This window comes from Pseudoclavibacter sp. Z016 (genome assembly GCF_002931215.1).
Classification (GTDB): Bacteria; Actinomycetota; Actinomycetes; order Actinomycetales; family Microbacteriaceae; genus Pseudoclavibacter.
In genome coordinates this window covers 224,371-237,343 of record NZ_PSTU01000017.1, presented here as the reverse complement: position 1 = coordinate 237,343, position 12,973 = coordinate 224,371, and the positions used below count along the sequence as shown (strand labels likewise).

Annotated in this window: 12 protein-coding genes; 10 read left to right on the top strand and 2 right to left on the bottom strand. The window is 67.0% G+C overall.

Going from position 1 to position 12,973, the window contains the following annotated elements; translation table 11 throughout:
- Positions 1-2: 2 nt before the first annotated feature.
- Positions 3-2,411 (bottom strand): DUF6049 family protein, encoded by a 2,409-nt coding sequence (locus tag C5B99_RS16370; protein WP_104244009.1) that lies wholly within the window; start codon positions 2,409-2,411, stop codon positions 3-5.
- A 92-nt stretch (positions 2,412-2,503) separates the two neighbouring features.
- Between C5B99_RS16370 and C5B99_RS16365 the strand changes: the two genes are divergently transcribed.
- Positions 2,504-3,934: a CCA tRNA nucleotidyltransferase gene (locus tag C5B99_RS16365; RefSeq protein ID WP_104244007.1), complete on the top strand. Its 1,431-nt coding sequence runs from the start codon at positions 2,504-2,506 to the stop codon at positions 3,932-3,934.
- 273 nt (positions 3,935-4,207) lie between these two features.
- Here the strand turns inward: C5B99_RS16365 and C5B99_RS16360 are convergent, their stop codons facing one another.
- Complete coding sequence (locus C5B99_RS16360) at positions 4,208-5,647, bottom strand: DUF308 domain-containing protein (RefSeq protein ID WP_104341962.1); 1,440 nt, start codon at positions 5,645-5,647, stop codon at positions 4,208-4,210.
- 227 nt (positions 5,648-5,874) lie between these two features.
- Between C5B99_RS16360 and rpsF the strand changes: the two genes are divergently transcribed.
- The 9 genes from rpsF (at position 5,875) to C5B99_RS16315 (ending at position 12,951) form a co-directional block, all read left to right on the top strand.
- On the top strand, positions 5,875-6,264 hold the full coding sequence (rpsF, locus tag C5B99_RS16355) for a 30S ribosomal protein S6 (protein ID WP_104244003.1): 390 nt from the start codon (positions 5,875-5,877) through the stop codon (positions 6,262-6,264).
- A gap of 2 nt (positions 6,265-6,266) precedes the next feature.
- Complete coding sequence (locus C5B99_RS16350; protein WP_104244001.1) at positions 6,267-6,863, top strand: single-stranded DNA-binding protein; 597 nt, start codon at positions 6,267-6,269, stop codon at positions 6,861-6,863.
- Positions 6,864-6,901: 38 nt separating this feature from the next.
- The gene (gene rpsR / locus C5B99_RS16345; protein ID WP_068482210.1) at positions 6,902-7,162 is read left to right on the top strand and encodes a 30S ribosomal protein S18; all 261 of its coding nucleotides are present in this window, start codon (positions 6,902-6,904) and stop codon (positions 7,160-7,162) included.
- Positions 7,163-7,174: 12 nt separating this feature from the next.
- Positions 7,175-7,627 carry a 50S ribosomal protein L9 gene (gene rplI, locus C5B99_RS16340; RefSeq protein WP_104243999.1) on the top strand — a complete coding sequence of 151 codons (453 nt, stop codon included), beginning with the start codon at positions 7,175-7,177 and terminating at the stop codon, positions 7,625-7,627.
- Between the two features lie 220 nt (positions 7,628-7,847).
- The gene (gene mptB / locus C5B99_RS16335; RefSeq protein ID WP_104243997.1) at positions 7,848-9,416 is read left to right on the top strand and encodes a polyprenol phosphomannose-dependent alpha 1,6 mannosyltransferase MptB; all 1,569 of its coding nucleotides are present in this window, start codon (positions 7,848-7,850) and stop codon (positions 9,414-9,416) included.
- A 353-nt stretch (positions 9,417-9,769) separates the two neighbouring features.
- A complete protein-coding gene (dnaB, locus tag C5B99_RS16330) occupies positions 9,770-11,155 on the top strand; it encodes a replicative DNA helicase (RefSeq protein ID WP_104243995.1) in 1,386 nt (461 codons plus the stop codon).
- Between the two features lie 251 nt (positions 11,156-11,406).
- Positions 11,407-11,631: a hypothetical protein gene (locus C5B99_RS16325; protein ID WP_104243993.1), complete on the top strand. Its 225-nt coding sequence runs from the start codon at positions 11,407-11,409 to the stop codon at positions 11,629-11,631.
- Positions 11,632-11,702: 71 nt separating this feature from the next.
- Entirely contained in the window at positions 11,703-12,182 is a 480-nt protein-coding gene (locus tag C5B99_RS16320; RefSeq protein ID WP_104243991.1) for a cupin domain-containing protein, read from the top strand.
- A gap of 10 nt (positions 12,183-12,192) precedes the next feature.
- Positions 12,193-12,951, top strand: coding sequence for a S9 family peptidase (locus tag C5B99_RS16315; RefSeq protein ID WP_146082035.1), 759 nt, complete (start codon positions 12,193-12,195; stop codon positions 12,949-12,951).
- The last annotated feature ends 22 nt before the right edge of the window (positions 12,952-12,973 follow it).

Genomic DNA, 12,973 nt, shown 5'->3' with positions numbered 1-12,973 from the left:
GCCTACTCCTCGGTCTTCGCCGCGTCGGCGGTCTGGTTGTCAGCCGCGTCGGCTTGGGTGCTGTCCTCGGCGGAGGTCTGAGCGTCCGAAGGCTCGGCTCCGGGTCCGGCCACTGCCGCGAGCCGACGACGGATGGTGCGCACGAGACCCGCGATGAAGAGCACGGCCAAGCCGGCGCTCGCGACGAGGATCGCGATGCTCTCCCATTCGGCGCGCACATCCAGGCGAATCTGCTTCGTCGAGGAGAGCTGCTCGCCATCCGGGGTCATGACGTTCACGGTGACGTACGTCGGTCCGTTGGCGATCGCCTTGATGGGGATGCCGACCCGCGACATCGAGTTCGGCTCGATCGTGAGGGCGACGGCGTCGCCAGTCTCGACGGCGCCCGTCGTCGGCCTCAACTCGACGAGCACGGTGACTTTGCGGTCCTGGATCGCGTTGGACACGAAGAGCGGCAGCTCGGTGTCGCGGCCGACGATGAGCGCCTCGCTCGTGTCGCCGAGCTGGACATACGACTCCGTGAGCGTGACGTGGTTGCGGAGCCCGCTGACGGCAGTCTGCGCCTCTGCCGGTACGGTCGCCCACCCGGTTGCGAGGGCGCCGATGCCGGCGACTCGGACCGGGTCGCTGTAGTCCTGCGGGTCCTCGAAGATCGTCGAGATGACCTGCGCGCGCTCGATGGTCTGCATGACGTTCGTCATGCGGTTGAACGCGGACTCGCCGACGCTTCCGTCGATGAGGGAGGCCTCCCGCCGCCCGGTGTCGGCGTCGCTCGGGAACGTCAGCGGTGTCGCTGAAGCCCAGCTCAGCCCATCCACGAACTGCAGGGTCTGTGCGAGGCGATCGCCGTCGAACTCGTCGCGCGTCACCGTGCCGACCAGCGTGCGCGGCTCGTAGGGGAGTTCGCGCGTCACGACGGCCAGGAGCGTCGCGATGCGCGTCGCCGCCTCGTTCCATTCCTCGTCCGTGGTGGCGTGCACGGCGTCGTCGATCGCGTCGTCGAGGGTCTTCTCGGCGATGACCGCGCTCCAGCCTGCGACCGTGGCCTGCGCGCTCTCGGTGAAGTCCGCGTCCGCGCTGACCCCCGTGTTGGAGTCGTCCAGGATGAGGGACTCGCCGCCCCAGTCGCGGAACCTGTCGAGGTCTGCCGACTGGACGGTGCCAGCTTGCGGCCAGACGACGCCGCTCATCGTGTACGGGAAGCTGACGAGGCTCTCGGTCGTGGGCAGCGGCGGTGCGACCGGCTCAGGATCCTCTGTGGCGGTTGGCGCGGGGGACTCGGTCGTGGTCGCCTCGGGGGACGAGGACGATTCCGCGCTGCCCTCTGCGTCGGTGCCCGCCGCCTCGTCCTCGGAGGGGGTGAGCGTCCCGGTGTCGGCGCTCTCGGTCGGCGTCGGCGTCGGCGTCTGGGTTTCCGCGGGATCGGCGAAGTTCGCGGGATCGATGTCGAAGTCGAAGTTCGTGACCTCCAGCGGCTGCTGGGCCCCCCACTGCGACTGGAGGGTGAGGCTCGCGTCTGCGAAGGGAAGCTCGAACGTCTGATTGTCGATCGCCGTCAGCCGGTCCAGCCATGTGAGCGCCGATTGCGGCGCTGCAGAACCGAGCACGCGGATCGAGGCCAGGAGGCGGGGGTCGATTGCGACCGTCGAGTTCGGGCTGGCCTCGACCGCGGTGAGGATCTTCTCGAGGCGCCCGCCCGGGGCCGTCTCCTCGGCGAGCCGCGCACTGCTGAGCAGCGCCTCATCGGCATCGACGAACAGGCCGGAGGTGATGGGAACGACGGTCGAGACGAGCGTCGGCTCAGCGGCAGCGACGCCGTTGAGCACGATCGTGGAACGCGCCTGTGCGAGCTTCGAGTCACCGCTCGTGAGGGTCGCGGCCATGGCTCGGGGACCGAAGTCGTCGGTGGCGGCGAACGGCAGCCCCTCCGCAGATACCGACACGTTCACGAGCTCGGTCTCCCCGGGCGGGACGCTCTCCGTTGCGAGGTCCGCGACGACGTCGAGCCGGTCAACCGCGGACTCACTGCTCGAGGAGCTCCACGCAGTCAACGCGAACCTCGTGTCGATCGTCGACGAACCGACCGCGAGCTCGAGCTGGCCGGGCGCGATCTCGGCATCCGTCTTGTTCACGACGACGAGCTCCACGACGAGCGGTCCGCCTGGCTGCACGAGACCGCCGTCGGCCGGCGCGGCGAAGATCGAGACCTGCCCGTCCGGCGCGTCGGCGATGGCTCGCGGCGCGGCTGTCGAGGCGCTGACCGTGGCCGGGCTCGTCTGGTTCGTGGGTGCAGCTGACGCGCCACCGGTGACCCCGAGCGCCAGCACCGACGCCAGGAGCGTCGCAGGGACAACCCGGCGTGCACAGGCACGCAGGAACCGTGGCACAGCGGCGCGCGGTGCGTGGTCCATGACCTCCATAGTAAGGACGGACGGCGAGGTGGCGAGCTGAACGCGCCCTCAGAGGCGAGCCGACCGTCCGCCTCGCCTCGTAGAATGAGCGGATGCAAAACGTGCAGTCCGCCATGGAACGCCTTCGCGGACTCGCGACCGCGTCTCCCGTCGCCGAGCTCGCCTCCGCCTTCGAGGCCGCGGGCTTCGAGCTCGCCCTGGTCGGCGGTCCGGTGCGAGATGCCTTCCTCGGGAGGGACGTCACCGACCTCGACTTCACGACGAACGCTCGGCCAGATGAGATCCTCCGCATCGTCGCCCCGATCGCGGATGCGCACTGGGACATCGGTCGCGAGTTCGGCACGATCGGGGCACGGTTCTCCGGTGAGACCGTCGAGATCACGACCTACCGCGCCGACAGCTACGACGGGACCTCCCGGAAGCCCGTCGTGGCGTTCGGCGACACCATCGACGGCGACCTGCATCGGCGCGACTTCACCGTCAACGCGCTTGCCCTGCAGCTCCCGGCGCTCACGCTCGTCGACCCCTCCGACGGCACGAAAGACCTCATCGAGACGACCCTGCGCACGCCCATCGAGGCCGCAGTATCGTTCGGCGACGACCCGCTGCGGATGCTGCGGGCGGTGCGGTTCACCTCGCAGCTCGGCTTCCAGCTCGACCGCGACTCCTTCGACGCGATCGTCGAGCTGCGGCGGCGCATCCTCGACATCTCCGCGGAACGAGTGCGCGACGAGCTCGTGAAGCTGCTCAAGACGGACACGCCTCGGCCAGGCCTCGAGCTATTCGTCGAGACGGGGCTCGCCGAGCTCGTGCTGCCGGAGCTGCCCGCGCTGCAGCTCGAACGCGACGACGCGCACCGGCACAAGGACGTCTACGAGCACTCCATCACGGTGCTCGAACAGGCCATCAGCCTCGAGCGCGAGCGCAACCCCGGAGCGGACTCGGACCTCGTCCTGCGCCTCGCCGCGCTGCTGCACGACATCGGCAAGCCCAAGACGAGACGCTTCGGCGAGGGGCGGAAGGTCACCTTCTACAACCACGACGTCGTCGGCGCGAAGCTCGCGCGCAAGCGCCTCACGTCACTGCGGTTCGACAACGACACCATCAAGTCGGTGGCGCGCCTCGTCGAACTCCACATGCGGGTCTTCAACTACGAGGGCGCGGGCTGGACCGACTCGGCAGTGCGACGATTCGCGCGAGACGCCGGACCAGAGCTGCAGCGGCTCCTCATCCTCATCCGCGCCGACATCACGACGCGCAACCAGCGGAAGTCCGATCGGCTCCTCTTCGCGATCGACGACCTCGAGCGGCGCATCCTGGAACTGCAGGAGAAGGAGGAGCTCGACTCCGTGCGCCCCAGTCTCGATGGGGAGCAGATCATGGCGATCCTCGACATCGCCCCCGGCCCGCTCGTCGGGAAGGCATACAAGCACCTGCTCGAGGTGCGCCTCGACGAGGGCCCGCTCGAGCACGACGACGCGAAGCAGCGACTGCTCGACTGGTGGGATCAGAACCGGCCGTAGCGGCACCGCTCCGAAGCGGCACCGCTCCGAAGCGGCACCAGTCCGAGGCGGCACCGGTCCGTCGTGGCGCCGTTGAGGCGCGTGATGACTTTCGGCGACGGTGATGGGTTCTTTCCCATCACCGGTCGTGAAAACCCATCACGGACGGTGCACGTTTGGATGCACGGGCAGGGAATTCAGTGCGGCTGGTCTGCCAAGCGAACTCTGGCCTGTCGAAGCAACGCAGAACGGCCCCCTCCGAAGAGGGGGCCGTTCGTGTCGATGCGACTGGAGCTACTCGGCGAGCGCGTACTGCGAGAGGTTCGAGTCGTAGCAGGAGACGTAGCTTGAGCTACTCGCCTCCACGATCACGGTTCCATTGACCGTCAGGGTGCAGGAGAGCTCTGACTGGTCGTTGTAGTCGCTGTGGCTCGCGGAAACAGATGCGAGGGTGCTGTCGTATCCGTACGAAGCCTCGTACTTCATCGTGGTGGTCTCCGACCACGGCACTGCTGTCGCAAGCGCCTCCGTGTCGACCTGGACACGGTCCGAGCCAGCCAGGCCGTTCTCGTAGCTGTACGTGATGTCGACCGGGGAGGTGCCCGTGCTGGTGATGGTCAGTTCGATCTCCAGCTCACCGGATGACTCGTCCGAGAGCTCATCGATCTGTGTCGTGGCCTCGTCGGAGATGTCCTGCGCAACCCCTGCGCTCGTGGCCAGGGTGATCGCCCAGCCGCCGAGCAGCGCGATGCCGCCAAGCGCTACGCCGATGATTGCGAAGAGCTTCTTCGCGTTGAAGCGCTTGACGACGAGGCCGGCGATGCCCAGGCCGATCGCGGCGAGCGCGAACACGATCGCCAAGAAGTACCCGGCGAAGGGAATGAGGCAGATCAAGAGAGCCAAGGCACCCGCGATCGTTGCGATCAGGCCGAGAACGTTGAAGCCGCCCTTGCCCTGCGGGGCGTAGTTGCCATACTGCTGTTGCTGGCCTCCGCCAGCACCGCCGGCTGCTCCGTAGGCAGGAGCCGCTCCGTAGGCGCCGGGAGCTGCGTTCGGGTCCTGGGACTGGGCGCCGTAGGCGTTGCCCTGTCCGGACGTGCCGTACGCGTCGGGTGCCGGAGCCGAGCCGTACGCGTTGTTCTGCGCTGATGCCCCGTACGCGTCGGGTGCGGGTGCTGACCCGTAGGACCCGGGTGCGCTGTCGTTCCCGTAGCCGTTTCCGGCCGAGTAGTCGGGAGTGCTGCCGTAGCTCGGAGCCGAGTAGTCGCTTCCGGATGCGGAGGGTGCCGTGTACGAGGTGTCCCCCGTGTACGAGCCAGCGCTCGGCGACGAGTAGGAGTTGTCGCTCGACGCCCCGTAGCTGGAGTTGTCGCTCGACGAACCGTAGTTGGGGGTCGAGTAGCCCGAGTTCGACGATGCGCTCGGCACGCTCGAACCGGTCGAACCGGAGTAGGACGACTGCCCGCCCTGGTAGCCGGATGCGGAGCCCGGGGCCTCGTAGGAGCCGCCAGGCGCCGTGTAGTTGCCCGGGGCCTGGTAGTTGTCGCCGCTCGAGCCGTAGCTGCTGCCGACGCCGTAGCCGTTGCTCGAGCCCTGCTCGGCCGCGCCGGGCTGGTCGCCGAACGCCGCCTGAGGAGCTTGCGACGCCGCAGCGTCGCCTTCCTGCGGTGCTGAGTTCTGTGGCACTGGGGCGTTCGGGTCGCGTTCGCCCGCGCCGCCTGTTGGATCGCTCATGATTCCCCTAGGTAGTGGTGCGTTTCAGCGGACCACGGGGGCCGCCGGTTGTGCTGGAAAGAGCATATTCGTTCGCGAGTCGGGGAGTTCTTCCAATTGACTGGCATTTAGGAGCCGGAAGCGACTATGCTTGCCAGGTTGTCTGAGCGATCAACTGCCCAGGCACGCGCAATAACCCTCCTGCTGCAGATCGTCTGCAGCCGTTCTAGACCGAAGGAGGTGGGTTTATCGTGCATCAGTATGAGTTGATGGTGATCCTCGATCCAGAGATCGACGAGCGCACCGTAGCTCCGAGCCTCGATAAGTTCCTCAACGTCATTCGCAATGACGGTGGAACCATCGAGAAGACCGACATCTGGGGCCGTCGTCGCCTCGCCTACGAGATCAACAAGAAGAGCGAAGGCATCTACGCCGTCGTTGACTTCACGTCGACCTCGGCAACGGCGAACGAGCTCGACCGCCAGCTGAACCTGTCCGAAGCTGTCATGCGCACCAAGGTGCTCCGCGCAGAAGAGGCCATCGCTCGCGTCGCCTCTGAGGCGAAGCGCGACGAGGCTCGCAAGGCTGCCAAGGCCGCTGCTATTGCAGCGAAGCCCGCGGCGACCACCGAGGCCTAGTCATGGCTGGCGACACGATCATCACCGTGGTGGGCAACCTCACGGCTGACCCCGAACTGCGGTACACGCAGAACGGGCTCGCAGTCGCGAACTTCACCATCGCATCCACCCCCCGCGTGTTCGACCGTCAGGCGAACGAGTGGAAGGACGGCGAGGCACTCTTCCTTCGGGCGAGCGTCTGGCGTGAGTTTGCGGAGCATGTCGCCTCGAGCCTCTCAAAGGGCTCGCGAGTCATCGCGCAGGGTCGCCTCAAGCAGCGCTCCTACGAGACGAAGGAAGGCGAGAAGCGCACTTCCATCGAGCTCGAGATCGAGGAGATCGGTCCTAGCCTCCGCTACGCCACTGCGCAGCTCACCCGCACGTCCTCCGGCGGCGCCGGCGGACAGCAGGGTGGCGGCCAGGGTGGCTTCGGCGGTGGCCAGCAGCGTTCCTTCGGTGGCAACGGCGGCGGCAACAGCAACGGCAACGCGTCAGGTGGACGTCAGTCCGCCCCGGCGGACGAGCCATGGGGCCAGCCTGCTGGCCAGCCCCGCGACAACGGCGCATCCGGCTGGGCGACGCCCGGCGCATCGAACGATTTTGACGAGCCCCCCTTCTAAAGGGCGCTCGCAAACACACTCAACGAAAGAAGATCCCAATGGCTGGAAAGTCAAGCGGCGACCGCCGCAAGGGTGTACGCGGGAAGGGCGGCAAGCCCGCTGCTCCCGCGAAGCAGATCCGGGTCGGAGTCATCGACTACAAGGATGTCAACACCCTCCGCAAGTTCATCTCGGAGCGCGGAAAGATTCGCGCTCGTCGCATCACCGGCGTCTCCGTCCAGGAGCAGCGCCTCATCGCACGTGCAGTCAAGAACGCACGTGAAATGGCGCTCCTGCCCTACGCCGGCTCTGGCCGCTAAGGAGTAGTCGACATGGCAAAGGTAATTCTTACGCACGAGGTCTCCGGCCTCGGTGCAGCCGGTGACGTCATCGAGGTCAAGAGCGGGTACGCCCGCAACTACCTCGTCCCCAAGGGCTACGCAGTCAGCTGGTCCCGTGGCAGCGAGAAGCAGGTCGAGCAGATTCGTTCCGCTCGTGCCGCACGCGAACTCGCAACCCTCGAAGAGGCGAAGGCGCTCAAGGACAAGATCGAGTCCGCCATCGTCAAGCTTCACGTGAAGTCGGGCGCCGAAGGCCGCCTCTTCGGTTCCGTTCGCGGTGCCGACGTCGCGACCGCCGTCGAAGAAGCTGGCCTCGGCCAGATCGACAAGCGCAAGGTCGAGTTCCCGAACCCGATCAAGTACACGGGCAACCACGAGGCGACTGTTCGCCTCCGTGACGACCTCGTTGCGACCGTCAAGCTCCAGGTCATCGCCCAGCGATAGCCAGTAGCCGCCTCGGCGCTCGAGCAGCACCTCGGTAGCTGATCGACAGAGCACGGCCCCGGACACCTCGATGTCCGGGGCCGTTCCTGTCCCGCGTCGGGCCCCAAGGTCGCACCCCAAGGCCTGCTCGCGCCAGTCTGGGGTGGATGCGCGAGCGGACGCTATAAGGTCAGCGGAGTCCAGCATCCAGCTCGTTCCCTTTCCTGATTGACACACGAACATGTCGAACCACACGCACCGACCGGCAGCAGAGCACGAGCCGCGCCGGTTTCCGGTGACGGTGAGCCCGACGGTCCTCGGTTTCATCGGGTCGCTGTTCATCCTCGTCGGGTCGTTCGGCGCTGGCTGGATCGGCGACGGCCTCGGTATCCGCGAGTGGTTCCCCATTGCCTTCTTCCGCAGCTCGCCGGACCTGACTCGTCTCTGCACGATGCTGCTCATCGTCGGCGGCTTCCTGCTCCTCATCGCCTGGATCCGCTTCCGGCCGAGCATTCGCGACGACGACGCCTCGCTGCGACGCGTGATCAGGACGGCCGTCATCTGGGCCCTGCCGCTGCTGATCTGCATCCCCGTCTTCAGTCGGGACATGTTCTCGTACGTCGCGGTCGGACGCCTCATGGCGGCGGGGATCGACCCGTACCAGCATGGCGTCAACGAGATCGCCGGCTGGTACTCGCTCGGCGTCGATCCCTTCTGGTCCAGCACGGAGTCGCCCTACGGTCCGCTGTTCCTCGGCGTCGCGGCCGTCTTCTCCTGGCTCGGGGCAGAGATCCCCGAGTACGCCCTGTTCCTGAATCGCGTCGCCGCAACCGCGGGCGCCGTGCTCATGGTGGTGGCCTTCTTGAAGATCGCCGCACTTCGCGGGCGCAACCGCGCTTTCGTCGCCTGGATGATCGCAGCGAACCCCCTCACGCTCCTCCTGTTCATCGCCTCAGGGCACAACGACGGCCTCATGCTCGCCGGTATGGGGTTCGGCCTGCTCGCGGCGCTCAAGGGGCATCGTGTCCTCGGAGTGGTCTGGATCGCGCTCGCTGTGGCGATCAAGCCGATCGCGCTCATCGCCCTCCCCATCGTGGCGCTCATCGGCAGGCCCAGTTCACTCCCCGTGTGGGACAGGGTGAAGAGCTGGACACTGCACGGCGCCATCGCCATCGGACTGGTCGGTGCCATCGGCCTCGTGCTCGGGTTGGGATTCGGCTGGGTGACGGCCCTCACCGTGCCGGGGGCGATCCAGCACTGGTACTCCCCGTTGACGCTCATGGTCGGCACCGTGCGCGGCCTCGCGGAGCTCGTGACCCTCGACCCGTTCGTCTTCGAGGTCATCCTCAAGGTCATCGCCTTCTCGATCGCCGGTCTCGTCGCCGCGTGGGTCGTCCTCACGAAGCGGCCCATCGACCCGCTGCTGCGCCTCGTGCTGTGCACGGCGGTCATCGTCGCCGCATCGACTGCCATCCACCCCTGGTACGTCATGTGGATCCTTCCGTTCGCGGCCGTCGCGGGTCCGTGGAGGAAGGGGCAGGAGCACCTCGCGATGCTGGTGACCATCTTCTTCACGACGGTGACGCTCGCTGAGCCGACCGACTCGTTCTTCGAGGGGCCGTACACGCGCCTCGCGGTGGCCAGCATCACGGTGCTGTTCGCGCTGTCGGTGCTCGTCTGGTGGTGGCGGTCGAGCAACGTGTCGGGGCGGGCGGTGGTCATCGCCGTTCCATACGGGCAGGTGCTCGTCGATCGCTGGAGTGCGAGACGGCAGCGGAAGCTGCGGGAGCGCGCTCACACGCAGCGCTGAGCGCACGCTCGCGAGGTTGTGGAAAACGCCCGGATATCCCCGGTTTGCGTGGGGAAGCGGGCGGATGTTATGCACAGTCCCGCTTGCAGGTTTCAACCTTCAATGGATGCTTCACACCTGTTGTGCACAACAGATATGGGCGATAAAAAGCCTGGTCAAGGCTGCTATATCGCCTCAGCCTCGGCAAGTATCCCCGATGTTATCCACAGAGTTTCCACACATCGTCCGGCGCGTCTCCACAGTTACACACAGAGTTATCCACAGGCACGCCGGTGATGGTTCGCCCGGCTGGGGAGCTGGGGGCTACTGTGGTCAAATCTCTCACCGGCATTCGAGCGAAGTCAGGAGCATCCGTGTCGATCGCGCATCTCGGTTCCTCATCTCAGGGTGAGCGGGAGACGCACGACGGGGTTCGCACGCCTCCTCACGACCTGCTCGCCGAGCAGTCCGCCATCGGCGGCATGCTCCTCTCGAAGGATGCGGTCGCCGACGTCGTCGAGGCCGTGCGCGGCATCGACTTCTACGTGCCGAAGCACGAGATCATCTTCGACTCCATCCACGCGCTCTACGCCGCCGGTGAGCCCACGGATGTCATCACCGTCACCGACCACCTCACGAAGTCGGGTGAGCTCTCGCGCGCCGGCGGTGCCGAGTACCTGCACACGCTGGCCGGCATAGTGCCGACAGCAGCGAACGCCGGCTACTACGCGGCGATCGTCTCGGAGCGCGCCGTCCTGCGGCGCCTGGTCGAGGCCGGTACCCGCATCGTGCAGATGGGCTACCTCGCGGAAGGTGAGGTCGTCGACCTCGTCAACCAGGCCCAGGCCGAGATCTACGGCGTCACCGGTGCTGTCGAGAAGGAGGACTACGTCGTCCTCGCCGAGGCCATCCTCGAGGCCCAGAACGACATCGACGCCGCGCAGAACAAATCCGGCGGCATGACCGGAGTGCCGACCGGGTTCAGCGACCTCGACCGCATCACGAACGGCTTCCACGGCGGCCAGCTCATCATCGTCGCCGCCCGTCCCGGTCTCGGAAAGTCGACGGTGGCGCTCGACTTCGCACGGTCCGCATCCATCACGCACGGCAAGGCCTCGATCTTCTTCAGCCTCGAGATGGGCAAGAGCGAGATCGCCATGCGCCTGATCTCGGCAGAGGCGAGCGTTCGGCTCCAGCACATGCGTGCTGGCGGCCTCACGCAGGAAGATCTCACGCAGATCGCCCGCACGCAGGGCGATATCTCCGACGCCCCGCTCTACATCGACGACAGCCCGAACATGACGCTCGTCGAGATCCGCGCGAAGTGCCGCAGGCTCAAGCAGAAGGTCGGGCTGTCGCTCGTCGTCATCGACTACCTGCAGCTCATGACAAGCGGCAAGCGCGTCGAGAGCCGCCAGCAGGAGGTGTCGGAGTTCTCGCGTGCGCTGAAGCTGCTCGCGAAGGAGCTCGACGTTCCCGTTATCGCGCTGTCGCAGCTGAACCGTGGTCCCGAGCAGCGTGCAGACAAGCGTCCGGCGGCGAGCGACCTCCGCGAGTCCGGATCGCTCGAGCAGGACGCCGACATGATCATCCTGCTCCACCGCGAAGGCGCGTACGACCGGGAGAGCCCGCGCGGTGGTGAGGCCGACTTCATCCTCGCCAAGCACCGCAACGGTCCGACCGACACGATCACCGTCACCTTCCAGGGGCACTTCTCTCGCTTCATGGACATGGCGCCCGGCTACGCGACGGGGCAGTAGGCGAATGCGGCCGCGCCTCATCGACGACCTCGTCACCAACGCGCCGCCGGACAATCGCGAGGCGGAGGCGGTCAAGGGGCGCGAGCGGCATGAGAAGCGGATGGAGCGCGAAGCTCGTATCCGCAGCACGAGCTCGTCGGTCTCATCCCTCCGGCTATCGAGTTCAGCCCCGCGGCCGAAGCGCCGGGGCTCCTGTGCTTCGTACCTTGAATGCAGCACCCACTCGCGGTGACAAGGACAAGGGGGAGATCATGAACGCAGACGCGACGCAGCCGGCCAGCATGAAGCAGCGCCGATCGATACGCATCCTCACGATCGCGATGAGCGTTCTGCTGCTCGCGGTGCTCGTCATGCTGGTTGCCGGGGTCATGGCCAGCTCTGCGCCCATGATCATCGCCGGCAGCAGCGGATGCGCCGCGATCGCCACGGCCTGGACGACCGGCATCCTCGCGATCCGCCAGCAGGCCAGCAAGTAGCCCGAACGCGATCGCCGAGGCGGCGAGGCATCTGCCAGACTGAGCGCACCGACCCCAACTGGAGGAACCCAATGGTGAGTTCTGAAGAGATCGTTCTGGGCGACCTGCCCGCAGGTATCGTCCGAGCCGACGAGGCCGTGGCCGGCCGTGTCTGGAATGTGCTCGGCCACACCTACATCACGAAGGCAGAGAGCGCCTCGACCTACTCATGGCTCTCGCTCGACCCGGCGGGAACCGGGGTGCCGCCGCACGTGCACCCCACCCAGGACGAGTTCATCTACGTGTTCGAGGGGGTCTACACCCTCTACCTCGACGGCCAGTGGACCTCGGCCGGCCCGGGCGACCTCGTGCAGATGCCGAAGGGTATCCCGCACGCTTACTACAACAAGCAGGACGAGGCAGCGAAGTCGCTCTTCTGGGTGAGCCCAGGGGGCCAGCTGGCGAACCTCTTCAGCCTGCTGCACAACGTGACCGACCCGTCCGAGGTCGTGCGTCTCTCAGCCCTGAACGGCGTCGACTTCCTGCCAGAGGGTGCCGTGGAAGGCGCGTGAGGCGGCGCACGTGACGGATGCGAACGTCCGGGGCATGCCGGGCGACCCTGTGGCGAGGCGCGAGACATACGGGTCGGATGCAGATCAGCATCTGACGTTCTGGGCGGCTTCCGGGCCTGTGCGCGGGCTCGCCGTGCTCATCCACGGTGGGTATTGGCGATCGCAGTTCACCGACGAGCTCATGCTCCCGCTGGTGCCGGAATTCATCCGACGCGGCTGGTCCGTGGCGAATCTCGAGTACCGGCGGGGCGACGATGGATGGTCTGCGACGCGCGGGGACCTCTCGCGTGGCCTCTCGGCGGCGCGCAGCGAGGCGTCTCGGTTGACGCCGGATGCGCGGCTCGTGATCGTCGGGCACTCGGTTGGCGGTCAGCTCGCGCTGCTCGGCGGAGAACCAGGCGACGCGGTCGTGGCGCTCGCGCCCGTCACTGACCTCGCGCGCGGCTACGAAGAGGGCAACGGCGACGGAGCCGTCTCGGAGTTCTTCCGCGTGGCGCCTGCCCAAGCCCCGGAGGTCTACGCGTCGGCGTCACCGATCGAGCATTTGCCTCTGCAGGCACGGGCCCTGCTTGTGCACGGAGTCGATGACGGGCGTGTGCCGGTCGAGCACACCCGCGCCTACGTTGCCGCCGCCAGGCAGGCTGGCGCCGACGTCGAGCTCATCGAGCCCGCGACCCTCGAGCATCGCGCCGCGATCGCGCCGGATGCGCAGCACTGGCCAGACGTGCATGCCTGGCTCGACGCGTTCGCATTCGCGCGCCACACCTGAGGCAGTCGACCTTGACGCCAAG

Bases quoted from the DNA above. Each gene is read 5' to 3' on its own strand.
- C5B99_RS16360 (WP_104341962.1), bottom strand. From the start codon at position 5,647: ATGAGCGATCCAACAGGCGGCGCGGGCGAACGCGACCCGAACGCCCCA.
- C5B99_RS16370 (WP_104244009.1), bottom strand. From the start codon at position 2,411: ATGGACCACGCACCGCGCGCCGCTGTGCCACGGTTCCTGCGTGCCTGT.
- C5B99_RS16325 (WP_104243993.1), top strand. From the start codon at position 11,407: ATGAACGCAGACGCGACGCAGCCGGCCAGCATGAAGCAGCGCCGATCG.
- C5B99_RS16365 (WP_104244007.1), top strand. From the start codon at position 2,504: ATGCAAAACGTGCAGTCCGCCATGGAACGCCTTCGCGGACTCGCGACC.
- C5B99_RS16350 (WP_104244001.1), top strand. From the start codon at position 6,267: ATGGCTGGCGACACGATCATCACCGTGGTGGGCAACCTCACGGCTGAC.
- mptB (WP_104243997.1), top strand. From the start codon at position 7,848: ATGTCGAACCACACGCACCGACCGGCAGCAGAGCACGAGCCGCGCCGG.
- rplI (WP_104243999.1), top strand. From the start codon at position 7,175: ATGGCAAAGGTAATTCTTACGCACGAGGTCTCCGGCCTCGGTGCAGCC.
- C5B99_RS16320 (WP_104243991.1), top strand. From the start codon at position 11,703: ATGGTGAGTTCTGAAGAGATCGTTCTGGGCGACCTGCCCGCAGGTATC.
- rpsR (WP_068482210.1), top strand. From the start codon at position 6,902: ATGGCTGGAAAGTCAAGCGGCGACCGCCGCAAGGGTGTACGCGGGAAG.